Annotated in this window: 12 protein-coding genes; 4 read left to right on the forward strand and 8 right to left on the reverse strand. The window is 46.0% G+C overall.

Going from position 1 to position 18,323, the window contains the following annotated elements; genetic code table 11:
* Nucleotides 1–172: 172 nt before the first annotated feature.
* From ACUVJL_RS24470 to ACUVJL_RS24505, 8 genes are all read right to left on the reverse strand, one after another.
* Nucleotides 173–865, reverse strand: a complete 693-nt coding sequence (locus ACUVJL_RS24470; protein WP_445248211.1) for a response regulator transcription factor — start codon at nucleotides 863–865, stop codon at nucleotides 173–175.
* A gap of 311 nt (nucleotides 866–1,176) precedes the next feature.
* Complete coding sequence (gene map, locus ACUVJL_RS24475; protein ID WP_445248212.1) at nucleotides 1,177–2,004, reverse strand: type I methionyl aminopeptidase; 828 nt, start codon at nucleotides 2,002–2,004, stop codon at nucleotides 1,177–1,179.
* 138 nt (nucleotides 2,005–2,142) lie between these two features.
* Complete coding sequence (locus tag ACUVJL_RS24480) at nucleotides 2,143–4,212, reverse strand: hybrid sensor histidine kinase/response regulator (RefSeq protein ID WP_445248213.1); 2,070 nt, start codon at nucleotides 4,210–4,212, stop codon at nucleotides 2,143–2,145.
* Nucleotides 4,213–4,219: 7 nt separating this feature from the next.
* Nucleotides 4,220–4,927, reverse strand: a complete 708-nt coding sequence (locus tag ACUVJL_RS24485) for a chemotaxis protein CheB (RefSeq protein WP_445248214.1) — start codon at nucleotides 4,925–4,927, stop codon at nucleotides 4,220–4,222.
* Nucleotides 4,899–5,726, reverse strand: a complete 828-nt coding sequence (locus ACUVJL_RS24490; protein WP_445248215.1) for a CheR family methyltransferase — start codon at nucleotides 5,724–5,726, stop codon at nucleotides 4,899–4,901. Before ACUVJL_RS24490 ends, ACUVJL_RS24485 begins: the two co-directional genes overlap by 29 nt.
* On the reverse strand, nucleotides 5,710–6,111 hold the full coding sequence (locus ACUVJL_RS24495; protein WP_445248216.1) for a hypothetical protein: 402 nt from the start codon (nucleotides 6,109–6,111) through the stop codon (nucleotides 5,710–5,712). The genes ACUVJL_RS24490 and ACUVJL_RS24495 overlap by 17 nt, the downstream gene beginning before the upstream one ends.
* Nucleotides 6,112–6,135: 24 nt before the next feature.
* Nucleotides 6,136–11,952 carry a HAMP domain-containing protein gene (locus tag ACUVJL_RS24500; protein ID WP_445248217.1) on the reverse strand — a complete coding sequence of 1,939 codons (5,817 nt, stop codon included), beginning with the start codon at nucleotides 11,950–11,952 and terminating at the stop codon, nucleotides 6,136–6,138.
* A 691-nt stretch (nucleotides 11,953–12,643) separates the two neighbouring features.
* Nucleotides 12,644–14,824 (reverse strand): FAD-dependent oxidoreductase, encoded by a 2,181-nt coding sequence (locus ACUVJL_RS24505; RefSeq protein WP_445248218.1) that lies wholly within the window; start codon nucleotides 14,822–14,824, stop codon nucleotides 12,644–12,646.
* A 135-nt stretch (nucleotides 14,825–14,959) separates the two neighbouring features.
* Between ACUVJL_RS24505 and ACUVJL_RS24510 the strand changes: the two genes are divergently transcribed.
* From ACUVJL_RS24510 to ACUVJL_RS24525, 4 genes are all read left to right on the forward strand, one after another.
* Entirely contained in the window at nucleotides 14,960–15,472 is a 513-nt protein-coding gene (locus ACUVJL_RS24510) for a hypothetical protein (RefSeq protein WP_445248219.1), read from the forward strand.
* An 89-nt stretch (nucleotides 15,473–15,561) separates the two neighbouring features.
* Nucleotides 15,562–16,326 (forward strand): HpcH/HpaI aldolase family protein, encoded by a 765-nt coding sequence (locus tag ACUVJL_RS24515; RefSeq protein WP_445248220.1) that lies wholly within the window; start codon nucleotides 15,562–15,564, stop codon nucleotides 16,324–16,326.
* Nucleotides 16,327–16,528: 202 nt separating this feature from the next.
* Nucleotides 16,529–17,197 carry a 2OG-Fe dioxygenase family protein gene (locus ACUVJL_RS24520; RefSeq protein ID WP_445248221.1) on the forward strand — a complete coding sequence of 223 codons (669 nt, stop codon included), beginning with the start codon at nucleotides 16,529–16,531 and terminating at the stop codon, nucleotides 17,195–17,197.
* Nucleotides 17,198–17,965: 768 nt separating this feature from the next.
* Nucleotides 17,966–18,190: a helix-turn-helix domain-containing protein gene (locus ACUVJL_RS24525; RefSeq protein WP_445248222.1), complete on the forward strand. Its 225-nt coding sequence runs from the start codon at nucleotides 17,966–17,968 to the stop codon at nucleotides 18,188–18,190.
* Nucleotides 18,191–18,323 lie beyond the last annotated feature (133 nt).

An 18,323-nucleotide genomic window follows, 5' to 3' on the forward strand; every position in this document is an offset into this window, starting at 1 on the left:
TTGTGGGAGGGGCGCCCCCCCCGACAAAAACGGCGGGGCGGCACGCCCATCCCACAAACTTGTGGAAGTTATTTAATTCTCATTTCTAAGTTTTTGCAGCATTCTCGTTACCAGGAAGAGCCTGGTAACGCAGATCCGTGAGGAAGAGCCCAAAGCAAAGTCGAGAGGGATCCTACTTAGTCAAGCCGTGTTCGAGAGCGAAGCGAACTAACTCAGTACGGCTGTTAGTACCCGTCTTGCTAAACAAACGGCTGACGTACTTTTCCACATTGCGCACGCTAGTTTCCAAGCGGCGGGCAATTTCCTTATTCATCAAACCTTGAGCAACCAAATCCAAAACACTTTGTTCTCGGGGAGTCAAATCAATTTTAATCGGCGAAGGACTTTGGGCGATCGAACTCCGCCCGCTCAGCAAAGACTCAATTCTCGCCATTTGGCTTGTCAAAGCAGCAATATCTGGACTTTCAGCATTTTCGCTCGTTTCCTTAGCAGCCGCGCGACGGGCCAGCAAATTCGTTACTATTGCTACTAACTCGTCGGGATCGAAGGGCTTAGAAAGATAAGCATCGCAGCCTGCTTGATAGCCTTGAATACGATCGCTCGTCATCCCCTTAGCCGTCAAAAATACCACCGGCAAAGCCTTATAGCGAGGATCTTCCCGCACTTGCTTGAGAAACTGATAACCGTCCACCTGTGGCATCATAATGTCGGAAATCAGCAAATCAGGATTGTGCTGTTGCAAGAGCTCCCAGCCGTCGCGAGCATTGCTGGCAACCTCAACCACAAAATTACTATCTTCCAAATAAGCTTGTACGGCTTCCCGCAAGCCCGGTTCATCATCTACCAATAATAATCGTGCTGACATATCTTTTACCCTTACCCTTTACCAGTATCTTTTACTTTAGTCGAATTTAACTCTTATTGTCACTCCATCCATCGAAGGATCTCAATAATATCAATTCCTGTTGCATTGGAATGATTAAACCGCAGAGTACGCAGAGAACGCAGAGTTCGAGAACAGAGAGATGAATAATTCCGATGCTAACGGATTTGATATAAATTGTTGTTAAACTCAAGAGTTTTGAGTTGTGTTTTGATCTCAGGATTAAAAACTGATTAAATCTTTAATTCAAAACTCAAAACTCAAAACTCAAAATTATTATTGAACCCTTCTACTTAAACTTTTGAACGATCGGTCAAAATTTCATAGCCAGTGTCCGTCACCAACACAGTATGCTCAAACTGAGCCGACATAGCATTGTCAACGGTTACAGCAGTCCACTTGTCCGAAAGCGTCCGAGTGTACTTAGAACCCGCATTCAGAATCGGTTCGATCGCCAATGTCATGCCCGATCGCAATTTCACGTTTGGCATTTCGCGGGTGCGAAAATTGAAAACCGACGGTTCCTCGTGCAAATTTCGCCCGACACCGTGGCCGGTAAACTCCTCAACGACGCTAAAACCGTTGCTTTTGACATGATCTTCGATCGCACCAGCGAGATCGAGCAAATAGGCTCCTGCTTTGACTTGTTCGATGCCTTTGTAGAGAGCTTCTTCTGCGACTCGGATTAATTTTGCCGATTCCGGTGTTACTTCCCCAACTGCGATCGTGATGCAAGAATCGCCGTGAAAACCTTGATAATATGCCCCAGTATCTACCTTAAGAACATCTCCTGCCCGAATTACCTTTTTGGGATTGGGGATGCCGTGAACAACTTCGTTATTAATGCTAGAGCAAATCGATCCCGGAAAACCGTGATAGCCTTTAAAACTCGGAGTTGCACCCATAGAACGGATGCGTTTTTCCGCATAAGCATCCAAATCAGCAGTAGTCATTCCCGGTTTCACCATTTGGGAAATTTCTTTGAGTACCGTTGCGACAATTTTCGCTGCCTGCCGCATAATTTCGATTTCGCGTTCCGACTTAATTTCAATGCCTCGACGCTGTTTTTTGACTTGGGGTGCTTGAGTTGGCCCAGAAAGCAGACTGCTAAAAATATTCATGTATTAGTGTCGGGTAATTTTGTACTTTGACGGCAGGTTGAAGCAAAAAAACGGCAAAGATCCGGCTTTTGGGAGAAAAACGGATGTCTTGTTCCGAACTGTCGATCGCTTGTCCTTTAAGCTAGCTTAATATTTTTCTCAGTAATCGGCACGGGATTGGGGGGTCAAAAAAGCGGTTTCAACCGCCGAGTCCGTCGGCTCGGGATCGACGAGCATTCCTGCGAGGTTAGCAATTCCGGCAATTAACTGAGGTACCTCAACTGGTTTAGATAAGTGCATCTGGAAACCAGCTTCCAGCGCTTGCTGGCGCTCGGACTCTCTGGCGTAGGCCGTCAGGGCGATCGCAGGCATCATTCCACCCCTGAGCACTTCCATTTCTCTCACCCGCGCGATCAACTCGTAGCCGTCTGCTTCGGGCATTCCAATGTCACTCAGCAGCACATCCGGCCAAGAACTCTCCAGTTCAGCTAGAGCCTCTGCCACCGATGAGGCCGATCGCACCAGAGCTCCTTCATCCTCCAGTAAAGCAATCAAAAACTCCCGCGTGTCATCGTCATCATCCACCACCAGCAACTGCAAATTTACCAGAGTTGGGAGGATCTCGGCCTGGTCATTGAGCTCGGACCAATCATCGTCATCCGCGAGGGCGTTCCTCTGTGCAAGAGGTAGAGCCACCGTAAATTTCGCACCCTCGCCCGGATTATTTTCTGCATCCACCTTACCGCCGTGCTGTTCCACCAAGTGACGGACGATCGCTAATCCCAGTCCCAAACCCCCGTAAGACCTAGTTGTGCTGCTATCAGCTTGGCGGAAGCGATCGAAAACATAAGGCAAAAAATCAGGAGCGATACCAATGCCGTTATCAATTATCTGAATTTGAGCTTCATCGCCAACTGACTCCAACCGCACCTCTACTTTACCCTCTTCCGGAGTAAACTTAATCGCATTTGACAGCAAATTCCACACAATTTGCTGCAAGCGATCGGAATCGCCGATCACTTCACTTACCTTTGGACTCCTGGTTAATTCTAGGACTATTGATTTTTCCTCAGCCAGCGGCTGCAAAGAATCTATTGCCAGCTCGATCACAGATTCCAACCGAATCGGATGCTTATTTAAATTTAGTTTCCCCCGCAGAATCCGCGAAACATCTAAAATATCTTCGATAAGTTGAGATTGAGATTTAGCATTACGCTCAATTGTTTCTAGAGCTTTATCAATAGTTTCTTCGTCAAATTTTTTCACCCGAAGCAGCCTGGACCAGCCGAGAATTGCATTTAAAGGAGTGCGGAGTTCGTGAGAAAGAATCGCGAGAAATTCATCCTTCATCTGGTTAGCTCTCTCAGCTTCCTGCCGCGCCACTTGTTCGCGGATTAGTCGGCCGCGTTCTTCCTCTGCTTGCTTGCGGTCTGTGATATCTCTCACCGTGCCCACGTGACCGATCAGTTTTCCCAAATCCGAAAACATTGGCGACGACTGCACGTGAATCCAACGCACATTTTCGCTACCAGCTAATCGAAACTCGTTAGAATATTCCTGGCTTTCTTTAATCCAAGCTAACCAATCTGCTACTACGCGATCGCGATCTTCTGGATGAACTTCCCGCTGCCAAACATCTGCCAAACTTTCCTCCAAAGTTAACCCGCAAATCGCTTGACAACGGGGGTTGATGTAAGTACAGCGGCCTTCAACGTCAGCTACGTAAATTCCCAGGGGCGAACAAGCACACAAAGTGCGAAACCGCTCTTCACTTTTACTTAGTTCAGTATTAACAGCAGCTAACTGTGTTGCTTGCTGCTTCACCTCGACTGTTTTTTGGAACAATTCCACAAATACCTGCACCTTCGATGTCAATATTTCCGGTTTCAAGGGTTTGAACAGGTAATCCACCGCACCCAGAGAATAACCTTTAAACACGTGGGTATCATTACTGCTGAATGCTGTGATAAAAATAATCGGAGTCGATCGCGATCGATCTCTAGAGCGAATCAATGTTGCTGTCTCAAATCCATCCATTCCCGGCATCTGCACATCAAGTAAAATTACCGCAAAATCTTGATTGAGCAGACATCTGAGAGCCTCCGTGCCCGAATTAGCTTGTACTAGATTATAAGAGGAGCTGTTGAGGATAGCTTCTAGAGCCAGCAAATTTTCTGGGCGATCGTCAACTAGAAGGACATTTACTTGAGCGGGGCGCTGCACATCCATAAATTTTTTAATTTTTAATTCTTAGTAACTTGACTAAACAGGGAGCGATTTTAGAGAGGGGTAAAATCCAGTCTACTTCAACATTTGCGATCGCGGAGGCGGGCATTGTCCGGCATAGAGCAGACGCCGGTTCCTCCACAAATGTCAATCCTCCCTCAGCTTTAATTTTTGCCAGCCCTTCACTACCATCAGAATTAGCTCCCGTTAAAATTATCCCGATCGCTTTCTCCCCAAAGGCATCCGCAGCAGACTCAAACAGCACATCGATTGAGGGCCGCGCGTAGCAGACAGGACCCTCTGTTGATAGTGCAAATGTAGGAGTTGCGCGACTTAGGATTGGGGAGTTTGAATTGTGGAGTGGCTCCAGAGGAACCCTCCCCCACTCTGTAAAGTCGTTTTCAGACACGTAGGGGTTCCATTCCCAGGGCGATTCTATAAGCAAGTGATAGTCAGCAGGAGCCACATAAACCCGTCCCGGGGCGATCGGCTCTTTGTCTTCTGCCTCTGTGATTTGGAGAGAAGTTTGCTGTTGTAAAAAATCAGTAAGCCTATCCTGAGAACTCTTATGGCGGTGTTGGACAATAACTACAGGCAAAGGAAAGCTTTGTGGCAAATCTGCCAGCAGCACTGTCAAAGCCTGTAGCCCTCCCAAAGACGTGCCAACAACCACTATTTCAAAATTTTTTTTATTTAACTCGGCGGTAGAGTTTATCACTCCTTTCAATTGCTTCATAGTGTTTTTCATAAGGTGTAAAATTTAGAGACTCCTGATGTCCCAGCCCTAAAACTCCAAACATTCCCAGGCTCTCATAAAAAAGCTTGTGTACCCGAGCTTGCAGGTGTGAATTGAAATAAATCAGCACATTCCGGCACAAGATAACATTAAATTCATTAAAAGAAGTATCCGTTGCTAAGTTGTGGTGAGCAAAGACAATATTCTCTTTAAGTGAAGAGCGAAAAATCGCATTTTCATAGGCAGCCGTGTAATACTCAGAAAACGCTTTTGTGCCTCCGGCTTGGTGGTAAAGTTGCGTATATTCTTGCATTGATTTCAGCGGAAAAATACCATTTTTTGCTGTTTTCAAAACTAATTCATTCATGTCAGTAGCGTAAATCCTACAGCGGTCATAAAGTCCTTCTTCTTGCAGCAATATTGCCATAGAATAGACTTCTTCTCCCGTTGAACATCCAGCGTGCCAAATCCGAATAAAAGGATAAGTACGCAGCATTGGCACCACTTTATTTCTGAAACTCAGGTAAAAGCTGGGATCGCGAAACATCGCCGTTACATTCACAGAAACGTCCAGCAGGAAACGGTCTAGGTAGGCAGGATTGTGGAGTAGCTTGTCCTGAAGTGCCGAGACAGTGGTTAGCTGTTCCGACCGAATAGTGTTCCAAATGCGGCGCTTGAGAGAGGCAAGAGCATAATTGCGAAAATCAAATCCGTAATAGCGAAATATCCCCTCTAGTAGCAGTTTTATTTCGATTGTTTCAAGTTCATGGGTTTCGGGCATTTTTCATTAGTAATTGGGAATTGGGCATGGGGCATGGGGCATGGGGCATGGGGCATGGGGCATAGTTGACTGTTGATTGTTGACTGTTGACTGTTGACTGCTGACGGTTGACTGTTGACGGTTGACTGTTGACTGTTAACTGTTGATATCGTTTCCGGTTGCATCGGAATGATTTAACCGCAGAGGGCGCAGAGAACGCAGAGGGAGAGAATACAGAGATGAATAATTCCGATGCTACCGGATTTGATATGACTGCTGACTGTTGACTGCTGACTGTTGACTGCTGACTGTTAACTGTTAACTGATGACTGCCAACTGACAACTGCCAACTGACAACTGCCAACTGCCAACTGCCAACTGCCAACTGCCAACTGCCAACTGCCAACTGACAACTGACAACTGACTTCCATTATCTATAAAGCCAAACACGCAGCAGCGAGAGCAACTGTTCCGTATCAACAGGTTTGGTAATGTAATCAGACGCCCCAGCTTCGATACATTTTTCCCGATCGCCCTTCATAGCTTTCGCAGTCAGAGCAATCATTGGCAGGGAAGCGAATTGAGGCATCTTACGAATTGCTTGCATTGTTTCGTAACCGTCCATCTCTGGCATCATCACATCCATCAACACAATATTTATGCCAGGCGTAGTTTCCAATGTAGTAATGCCCTGTCTGCCGTTTTCAGCATACACAATTTCCATTTTATGGCGCTCCAGCAGACTCGTCAGCGCGAAAATATTCCGCATATCGTCGTCAACAATCAATACTTTTTTGCCCGCGAGCGTCGCATCTGTTTGATACAATTGCTCTAGCATTTCGCGCTTCGGTTGCGGCAAATCTGCTTGGACTCGGTGCAGGAACAAAGCTGTTTCATCTAACAAACGTTCAGGCGATCGCACATCTTTAACAATGATGGTTTCCGCCATCCGCTTCAGTTGAGTTTCTTCGGCTCTCGTCAACTCTTTGCCCGTATAAACAATAATCGGCAGACTTTTCAAACTTGCCTCTTTCTTGATCTGCTCAATCAGTTCAAAACCAGTCATATCTGGCAGTCCCAAATCGAGTACAACGCAGTCAAAACGCCCTGACCTCAAAGTTGCTAGCGCCTCTGCACCACTCCCCACAGCCGTTGTAGAAACATCGTGATTACCGATTAAATCCACAATACTGAGGCGCTGCGTTTCGTCGTCTTCCACAACTAGCAAATTCTTCACTGGCCGCTCCACAAAACCCTTAATATCACTCAAAGCTTTCCTCAAAGCTTCGCCACTGACAGGCTTTTGTAAGTACGCGATCGCCCCTAACTGCAAACTGCGCTGCCGCCCTTCTTCAACTGATACAATGTGAACCGGAATGTGGCGCGTAGTTGGGTCATGCTTCAAGCGATCGAGCACTGTCCAGCCATCCATCACAGGCAAATTTAGATCCAGCATAATCGCAGTTGGCTTGAACTCTCGCGCCATCGCCAAACCGATATCGCTCCGTAAAGCCACTAAACCTTTAAAATCCTGTTCCCGCGCCATATCCAAAAGAATCCGAGCGAAGTTCACGTCATCTTCAATAATCAACAGCACGCGATCGCCGGGCTCGACATTTTCCCGGTCATCAGCGATAATAGGTGATGGATAAGGGGCGATCGGCAAGTTGAAATTCGGCGTAGGAAGTGGGGAAGAAAGAGCAGGCGGCAATTGAGCCGTTTGCTTGCCCGTTCCCGATTCGCTATCATTCATTTTTCGCGATTCTTGGTAAGTTTGCGGCAGATAAAGTGTGAACTTACTACCCTCACCAGGGCGACTTGTCAATTTAATTTCTCCACCTAACAGATTAGCGATTTCTCTACTAATTGACAAACCCAAACCCGTGCCCCCGTATTTGCGGCTAGTGCTACCATCAGCTTGTTGGAAAGCCTCAAAAATAACCCTGTGTTTTTCAGCAGAAATCCCAATCCCCGTATCGCTAACCGAGAAAGCCAAAACAGTAGCGGAACTCGTTAAACTGTTTATCTCTAAACTCCACCCTTCCCGCGCTACTTCCACACGCAATTTCACCTCACCCCGCTCTGTAAACTTAAACGCATTAGAGAGGAGATTCTTCAAAACTTGTTGCAGCCGTTTAGCATCAGTATACAGACCTTTTGGCAACCCAACCTCAAGCTCGATTTTAAAACTCAACTTCTTATCCTGGGCGATTTGGCGGAAAGTTCGATCCAAATGATCTCGCAAGTCCGGAAACAACACTTGCTCAATTTCCACCGACATCGTGCCTGATTCAATCTTAGCGAGATCCAAGATGTCATTAATCAGCCCTAACAAATCATTTCCCGCCGAGTAAATTGTGCGCGTGTATTCAACTTGCTTCTGAGTCAAATTACCCTCATTATTGTCCGAGAGCAATCGAGCCAGAATCAACAGCGAATTCAGCGGAGTTCGCAACTCGTGAGACATATTTGCCAGAAACTCCGACTTATACTTAGAAGTTAGAGCCAACTGTTCGGCTCTTTCTTCCAACAACCCCCTCGCCTGTTCGATATCTCGGTTTTTCCGCTCAACTTCCTTATTTTGCAGCGCCAGCAATTCAGCTTGTTCTTCTAGTTCTTCATTCGTTTGTTGCAACTCTTCCTGCTGATTCTTCAACAGTTCCTCCGATGCACGGAGCGACTGCGCTTGTTGTTCGAGACGCTTGTTAGTTTCCGTTAGTTCCTTTTGCTGAGTTTGCAACTCTTCTGCCAAAGACTGCGACTGTTTCAGCAACTCTTCCGTCCGCATACTCGCCGCAATTGTATTTAAAACAATAGCGATACTTTCTGTAAGTTGGTCCAGAAATGTCAAGTGTATTTCGCTGAAGCGGCGGAACGAAGCTAACTCAATTACTGCCGTCACTTGTCCCTCAAATAGTACGGGTAAAACCACCACATTCAGCGGCGTAGACTCTCCCAGTCCCGAGCCAATCTTAACGTAGTTTTCCGGCACTTCTGTCAACAGTATGCGTTCCTTTTCCAGGGCGCACTGTCCTACCAAACCTTCGCCTAAATGGAATCTATTTCCTAACTGTTTCCGTTCGCGGTAGGCGTAGGTACTTAACAGTTTGAGAAACGGATCGTGCTCCACACCTTCCATCATAAAGAATACGCCATGCTGAGCAGAAACCAGCGGCGTCAATTCAGAGAGAATTAGTTTAGAAACAGTTTCTAAATCCCGCTGACCTTGTAGCATTCGAGTGAACTTAGCAAGGTTTGTTTTCAGCCAATCTTGCTCAGTATTCTTCTGCGTCGTCTCCCGGAGATTGGCAATCATCTGGTTAATGTTGTCCTTAACAATGGCAACTTCTCCTTCAGTGGCGACGGAAATTGACCTCGTTAAATCGCCTCTGGTAACAGCAATTGCCACTTCGGCGATCGCCCGCAGTTGAGTAGTCAAATTCGCCGCCAATTCATTCACATTATCCGTCAAATCTCGCCACGTCCCCGCCGCCCCCGGAACCTTAGCCTGGCCGCCCAATTTCCCTTCAATTCCCACCTCGCGCGCCACAGTAGTAACTTGATCGGCAAACGTCGCCAGCGTATCAATCATCTCATTAATCGTATCTGCCAGAGTCGCAATTTCTCCCTTAGCTTCCAGCATCAATTTGCGCTTCAAATCGCCATTCGCCACCGCCGTCACAACCTTAGCAATACCCCGCACTTGCGCTGTCAAATTCCCCGCCATCGAGTTTACATTGTCGGTTAAATCTTTCCAAGTTCCCGCAACTCCTTTCACATCAGCTTGACCGCCCAATTTACCCTCAGTTCCCACCTCCCGCGCCACCCGCGTCACCTCAGAAGCGAAGGAATTAAGCTGATCCACCATCACGTTAATAGTATCTTTCAACTCCAGAATTTCGCCTTTAACATCAACGGTGATTTTCTTAGACAAATCGCCATTTGCCACCGCCTTTGTCACTTCCGCAATATTCCGCACCTGCGCCGTCAAATTCCCCGCCATCAAGTTAACATTATCAGTTAAATCTTTCCAAGTTCCCCCTACACCCCGCACGTAAGCTTGCACGCCTAATTTACCTTCCGTTCCTACTTCCCTCGCCACCCGCGTTACTTCTGATGCGAAGGAACTCAACTGATCCACCATGATGTTAATCGTGTTTTTCAGTTCGAGAATTTCGCCTTTAACATCTACTGTAATTTTCTTGGATAAATCGCCATTTGCCACCGCCGTTGTCACTTCCGCAATGTTGCGGACTTGGGCTGTTAAATTCCCGGCCATTGAGTTAACTGAATCCGTTAAATCTTTCCAGGTTCCTGCAACTCCTTTAACTTCTGCTTGCACGCCTAATTTCCCTTCGGTTCCCACTTCCCTAGCAACCCTAGTTACTTCCGAAGCAAAGGAGTTTAACTGATCCACCATCGTGTTGACGGTGTTTTTTAACTCCAGAATTTCACCTTTAACATCTACAGTAATTTTCTTAGATAAATCGCCATTTGCCACAGCAGTCGTAACAGCAGCAATATTCCGTACTTGTTCTGTCAAACTACCCGCCATAAAATTAACTGAATCAGTTAAATCCTTCCAAGTTCCTGCTACGCCTCGAACATCCGCTTGACCGCCGAGTTTACCTTCCGAGCCCACTTCCCTAGCAACCCTGGTTACTTCAGATGCAAAGGAATTAAGCTGATCCACCATCACGTTAATGGTGTTTTTCAGTTCTAAAATTTCGCCTTTAACCTGTACCGTAATTTTTTTAGATAAGTCACCGTTAGCAACCGCCGTCGTCACGTCAGCAATGTTGCGGACTTGTGCGGTTAAATTCCCGGCCATTGAGTTAACTGAATCCGTTAAATCTTTCCAGGTTCCTGCTACTTCCTGCACTTCTGCTTGTACGCCTAATTTCCCTTCAGTTCCCACTTCTCTAGCAACCCTGGTTACTTCAGAGGCGAAGGAATTTAACTGGTCAACCATCGTGTTGACGGTGTTTTTTAGTTCGAGAATTTCGCCTTTAACATCGACGGTAATTTTCTTGGATAAATCGCCCTTTGCCACAGCGGTTGTTACTTCGGCGATGTTGCGGACTTGTGCTGTCAAACTGCCTGCCATGAAATTAACGCTATCCGTTAAATCCTTCCAAGTTCCTGCAACTCCTTTAACTTCTGCTTGACCGCCGAGTTTGCCTTCGGAACCTACTTCTCTCGCCACCCGCGTTACTTCAGATGCGAAGGAATTTAACTGATCCACCATGATGTTAATCGTGTTTTTCAGTTCGAGAATTTCGCCTTTAACATCTACTGTAATTTTTTTAGATAAATCACCATTTGCCACAGCCGTCGTCACGTCGGCAATGTTCCGCACCTGTGCGGTAAGATTGCCCGCCATTGAGTTAACTGAATCCGTTAAATCTTTCCAGGTTCCTGCCACTCCCCGCACTTCAGCTTGTACGCCTAATTTGCCTTCGGTTCCTACTTCTCTCGCCACCCGCGTTACTTCAGATGCGAAGGAACTCAACTGATCCACCATGATGTTAATAGTGTTTTTCAGTTCGAGAATTTCGCCTTTAACATCTACTGTAATTTTCTTGGATAAATCGCCATTTGCCACCGCCGTTGTCACTTCCGCAATGTTGCGGACTTGGGCTGTTAAATTCCCGGCCATTGAGTTAACTGAATCGGTTAAATCTTTCCAGGTTCCTGCAACTCCCCGCACTTGGGCTTGCACGCCTAATTTCCCTTCGGTTCCTACTTCCCTAGCCACCCGCGTTACTTCGGACGCAAAGGAACTCAACTGGTCTACCATTGTGTTAACAATTTGGGCGGTTTGGAGGAATTCTCCTTTGAGGGGTCTGTCTTCTATTTCTAGGGCGATGGTTTGCGATAAATCTCCTTTTGCTACGGCCCGAATTACTCTGGCGGTTTCAGAGGTTGGTTGCACTAAATCTGTAATTAGGGTATTGACAGAATTTACGCTAGCTGCCCATGACCCCTCAACGTTGCCGATGGTGGCCCGCTGGGCGATTTTCCCTTCTTTACCGACAACTGTGCCGATGCGCTCAAGTTCGGCCGCCATTTTCTGATTGAGCTCGATAATGTCGTTAAGTTCGTCAGCAATTTTCCCCGCTAGACCGGTCTGGTCTATGGGCATCCGAACTGAAAAGTCCCCTTTTTTGACAGCTACTAAGGTTCTGAGTAACTGTTTGGCATAACCATTACTTGAATTGGGGTTTGTTATCTGTGCAGTTGACATGACCGTTACCTTTGGGGAGTTTGAAGGGGTTTCCCGCTGCTGAGCGCGTTGATGGTGCAAGACATCTGGTTGGCAGTGCGGGTTGAGGCTGCAGCAACCCTAGCTCTCATGAGTTTTTGGGGATGGTATTGCTATTATCTGACTAAATTAGCGCTAGATTGCTTCTGTTAAAGGATGGATGACAAAATGGTGTTTATTATGGTAACAGGTTTTACATTAGACCTCGATCGAAAATAAAGTCAAGCGCTACAGGATGCTTACTCCACAATAGCTTTGATGTACGATCGCCTAAAAAGTTTCCCCTTCCCCCGGATTACAAAAAGTCGCCTAAGCTGCTACGCATCTAAATTGAATACAGAGACGGGCTCTCCTGCCCGTCCCACAATAATTGTAGAAAAATTGACTGTCAAATTAGATGCACAGCAGCTTACCGACAAAAAAGGGATTGGACGGTTAATATCAAATCCGGTAGCATCGGAATTATTCATCTCTGTATTCTCTCCCTCTGCGTTCTCTGCGCCCTCTGTGGTTAAATCATTCCGATGCAACCGGAAACGATATAAAACCTAAAAAAACACGCTATTTGCATTTTTACTCCTCCTCTACTTTCGTTAGAGAAATCCTGCCAAAGCTTGCCGGCTGGTAGATTAAAGAATCCCGCGGTACGGCCGGGGAGTGTCAACAAGTGCAATTATTTCCAATTTTGCCACGAACTATTGAAAATAGAAGTACCCGGAAATGCGATCGGATTGGCATTTTGTTGCAACCGCAACTGCAACACTTCCAAGTTCGGCTCGCGGGACGGCAATTCGTCCACTAATTCATAAGGTACAATCCCCTTTTCTAGGGAAAAAGCAGCAGTAATTCCCGCCGCTGCACCGGCAGACCATTCAAAAGAATGCACTCGATAAGCAGCGGCCGCTGTGTGACTAACCGCAATACTTTTACCCGCAACTAACATATTGTCAATTTTCTGAGGAATCATTGCCCGCAGGGGGATTTGGAACGGATAAGCTTGCCCTTGACCTTTGCGAGTGCCTTCGCGTTCGGTATTTCCCGGTGCGAACGGCGGGCTGTTGGTCATGCAGGGGTGAAAGTCGATCGCATAATGACCAATACCCACAGAATCAGGATAAATCGTAGCGCGCGATCGCGATTTTGTATCCTCAACAGATTGACTTCCCACAGCCAAAGCCGGCGCATTCAAACCACCCACAGCCAACCACAAATTGCGATACTCTTCCTCGGACAAATTCTGGCGATAAAAATCAGCCTTAAAGTCAGTGCGAGACATATCAACTTCCCACACCGTAAAACCTTGAGGCTGATTGAAACTCGGCCGCCCAATAATGCGCCTACCTTCCCGCATATAAGGATATTTAGAAAGTCCGTGCACCGTCCCCATCGGCGAATCCAACCCGCTCAAAAAATGATTGTTTGGATAAGGCTTTTTGACTCCCTCTCCTAGCTGCGAGTCAGTAGTTCCTGTTACCAGCCAGTAGAAAAATCCTTTGGCATTTTCCTCCCCCCTGCGCAAAGTTTCCGTTCGCAAACCGCCCATCCATCCCCCCGGTTGCAGTTGACCGTCTGCTGCCAACTGCTCGCGAGTGTAAATTAAATTATCTTGAGAATTGCCGGGACGATAGTCATTTCCCCAAGTCCAGTTTTGCATCGAAATATCCCCCGGATAAATCGGGAATTGCTTCGGGTCTGAAGGTCGCTTTTGATCGGGTATCATAGTCCTAATTTGGCGGTAGCTGAAAACTAAGGGAAAGCTCGCCAATCTCTGCAATTCGTAACTGTAGTAAGGAGCGTATTGTTGATAAAAAGACGGCACTTGATGCTGCTGCGGTTCCTTCGTTGCCTCCATCGCAAAGGTGTAGGTAAAACCTTGAGTGCAGTAAGGGTCGCCGCTTGGGCTGGCTGAGGAAGGTTCGAGAGGGGAACGCGGGTCAATTCCGAGGCGGTAGGGAACATCGGCAAGTCCGATCAATTCGCCTGTTTCGGTGGCATCTACAATGTACCAATCAGCACCCCCCCTAGCCCCCCCTTGTAAAGGGGGGGAACTTTCAGCAGCCCCCCCTTGTAAAGGGGGGGAACTTGTGGAATTTCGCCCTCTTCTGGGGTTAGGGGGGGTTCCAGATGCTTTTGGAATAAACTGAATAATAGTTTTGTTAAATCGCGCAGAATTTTCGTAGAGATAGGCATCTTCGATAGTCTGAGAAAGTGTTTCGGTGTTGATTGGCCCGGTGTTGGCGGCAGGTTTGTGTTGAATGGCGATCGCACTTTTAATTTGTTGACCCCCTACCGTATTCCCCGCCACAGCAGGAGTAATTGCTAGTTCTTTTATAACCGTATTGGGAAACCATTTCAGCGTGCCTTTGCCTGTTTTAGCCGCATCCTGCAAGATGTTAAATAGAATTTTGTGACCGTCGTAGGGCATGAAACACGAATAGCTAACCCAACAGCCTCCGGGATTTAGCCTGCCGTAATGTTGCTTGATACGCTGCCGCAATTCTAGGTAGCCGCGGGGGTAAAATAAGAGCGATCGCTGAGTCTCTCTTTCATCGAGTGCGGAAGTTCCCTGGGAGGAAATTTGACCGCCTACCCAGTCAGTAATTTCAGTGAGGCAAACTGTGCGCCCCGCCAGCAAACCTTCGTAAGCGGTAGCAGCACCTGCGAGCCCGCCGCCTGCTACTAGAATGTCGCAAGTTTCTGCATTGTCCCGATTGCGCCCAGGTGCGGCAAATACTGGCGAAATGCTCCCTATCGCGGAAATTATGCCGAGGGTGAGGCTAACGAGCGATCGACCTTTGAGCGAAAATAGATACCGTCGAAGTTTCATCGGAGATTGTGGAATTAATTTTGACATAGCGCGAAAAATACTCTTTCCATCCAAATGTTTATTTTGCAGTATACTGGTATTTCGCGGTGCTGTCAGGGCCAACTTTTTTTAGACAAGAGGCATTAATACCAGCAACAACTATTGAACAGTCGGCTCAACCTTATGCTCAAGATAGTAAAAGTTTTTAGGTTATTGATTCCTTTTGAGAGTTTAACAATTACCACCAGTTTAACTTGTTCGGAAGTTTTGCGCAGGTTGGACGAAGTTGTCACTTTCCCCAAACTTTTTAGAATAATTCTACCCTGGGTTCCCCCACCTGCCAAACTTTATGAAGGAACAATTTCTGGCAATACCTTCAAAATCAATCGCATCATCATCGGTCGCCATTTAATTTTCCCAATTATACAAGGAGATATCCGTCCTCAACCGTTTGGTTCTTCCATCAAAATTCGCATGACTTTACATAAAATAGTCAGAGCATTTCTGATTCTTTGGCTGTGGACAACTGGCAGTATAGGAATGTTTTCTTTATATGCTTGGTTAGTCGAACCCTCCGTGGGACCAATATTTTTACCAATCTTAGGAATGTTTATTTTTGGCTGGCTTTTGTGCTTGATTCCATTTAAAATAGAAGCAAAAGCAGCTACTAAATTTTTGTCGATTCTTTTAACCTAAAGTAATTTATAACGGCCACATTTTAGGTATTTTACTAAAGATAATCTGGGTTCATCGGCATTCATCGGCAGTAAAAAAACTCTAAATTTATGCGTCAAAACCTCCTCAAACAAAAAATTAAACAAGGCGAAACAGTCCTCGGTTTATTTATGAACTGCGCCTATCCCGCATTCATAGAAATATGCGGTCACGCTGGATTCGACTTTGCGGTTATCGACATGGAACACGGCCCCCTACACCCGCTTGCTGCTGAAGATTTGTGCCGCGCCGCCGACTGCACCGGAATTGCACCCATTGTTCGCGTCCGCAAAAACGACGGGCCACAAATTCAACGAGCTCTCGACATCGGCAGTGCCGGCGTTCAAGTACCTCAAATTGAAAGCAAAATCGATGCCGAAATCGCTGTCAAAAACGCTAAATACAGTCCTCTGGGCACGCGAGGCCTTTCCTTCGCTACGCGGGCGGGACTTTACACCACTGCAGGTACAAATATCACCGACCAACTTAACGAAGAATCCTTAGTTGTGATTCATGTCGAAGGCAAAGGCGGCATCGACAACCTGGCAGAAATTGTTACTGTGCCGCAGGTTGACGTGATTTTTTTAGGGCCTTACGATCTTTCACAGTCGATCGGCATTCCCGGCCAAGTCCGCGACCCCCGAGTCATCGACATGATGCAGGAAGCAGTGCAAACCATCCGCAAAGCAGGCAAAGCTGCGGGTACTTTTGCGGATAACCCCGAAATCGCCAAGCAGTGGATTGATGCTGGCGTTCAGTACGTCGCACTTGGGGTCGATGTTGCCGTTTTCCTGCGGGCCTGTCAGTCGCTGGTGAAAGCGGTCAATCGATTTTAGATTTTAGATTTTAGATTTTAGATTGGGGATTTTGAATTAAAAGAAGAACAGACCCCCGGATTCATCTTGCCATCTTTACGATATCTTTGCAATTTTTGTAGTGTCTTTTACGACACATACAAAAAAGTTGCGCTACAGTAGAAGCATACACCTCCTTAAGGTCAAAATTAGGAGGGGAGCAAGGCTTCCTGGAGAAATATCTATGAAAACAGTATTAGAATCCATTCATTTGGATTATGCTTTCATGTTTACTTTTAAAAAAGTAAACTCGATTAAGCTAGAAGGTTTCAAGGAATTTTTTGACGATATGCCTGTCGATCCTTATGTGAAAGGGAAGTATCGTTCGAGAAGATTGTCGCGGTTTGCAGTCAACGGAAATGAGTTAGTTAAGTTACCTCACGGTTATTTGTTTCAAAGCAAAAAATACAATCCCCTAGCGGGTGATATTAGGCGGGAATTTGCGGAATTGGACTCACGGCTAATTGCCCTCGATAATTTCAAACAGATGATTTTTGCTTTTTTCGATTCTTGCAAAATTCACCCGGAAGCTGAAATCGGCATCCATCAAATCAGGACGAGTTGTTCGCCGCACAATTTCGGAAACCCCGCACCGGAAGGAATTCACAGAGACGGTACTGATTTTATCGGGATTTTCTCGGTCGATCGAACTAATATTGTAGGTGGGGAAACGCATTTGTACTTGGGTAAAAAAGAGCAGCCTGTTTTTAATAAAGTTCTGCAGCCAGGGGAATTGCTGTTGGTTAACGACCACGAGTTTTTCCACTTTACTACGCCGATTAAACCGGAATCTGAAGGGGTGGGAACCAGGGATGTCTTTGTGCTGACTTCTCCGAGTTTGCTTACCGATTGAGGAGAGTTGGGAAATTGGGCGGGGCTCATCAAGCGTGAGAGCTTTTATATGAGTTCAAGCGTCCCCGCTCGCTCCTAGATATATAAGCTTTGCTAATGGGACTTAAACATTTTCTAGCTTCTCTAGGAGCCCAAACCCCCTCTAGCCAAGGGAAAGAGGTCTAGGACCTAAAAATGCCTAAAACCCTTGGTATAACTAAATTCAAGACTTACGCACTCCGACTCCTCGAAACCGGGTTTTTTACCTTGGGTGCGGGCTGCGACGCGTCTTTTCGTAAAAAAACCCGGTTTCTCGACCCCATGGGTCCAGGACTATAAATTCATGCCCATTCGAGCTAAAAGTCTTTCTCGATTTGGGTTTTAAGCCTTTTTAGCTTCTGTTTTTGTCTAAGTCCCCTTAATGAGAGCAGAAGGACTGATTGATAATTGGTACGAAATTCAACGGAATTTATCTCTTCAGCTAGCCTGTGATTTCATTCTCAATTATCTCAATCAAAAAGTAGGTCTAAAAACTGAATATTAACGGCTCACTAAGTGCAGGATTAAGTGGACTTGTCGCATCTCATCAAATATCCGTGGTTTTTGCAACTGTTTGTAATGGCACAAGCTTAATCCGCCGTCGGGATTACCTTATTTTTGCACTTTATACACATTTGAGTTAATTTGTCAATGCCTAAGTCCTAAATATATAAGTAGTTAAACAAAATTAATTACATAAATAACTAATATGATATACTAAAGTATTAAGTTGTATTTAAATAGGTTTTATATGTTTTTACTTCGAGATATTAATCCACTTTCCTTGAAATTGCTAAACCGAATTTATCGCGAAAGCAGACATCATCAAGTGCGACAAAGAGCCCATTTTTTAATCTTAGTTTCACAAGGTGTCAAAAATGAAAACTTGATGAAAATTTTTCAAGTTAGTTATAAGACTATGTATAACTGGTTGAATCGATGGGAGTCCGAGGGAATGCTCGGACTATATAAGTAGTTAAGCAAAATTAATTACATAATTTTCTCCAAATTCTTTAAGTATTTTTTCCACACATGAAACAAGAGCTGGCCAGCTAGAATAGGCATTTATTTCGATCCATTCATATTTAATAAACCGCCACAGAATCTCA

The organism is Microcoleus sp. OTE_8_concoct_300 (assembly GCF_031383065.1).
Classification (GTDB): Bacteria; Cyanobacteriota; Cyanobacteriia; order Cyanobacteriales; family Microcoleaceae; genus Microcoleus.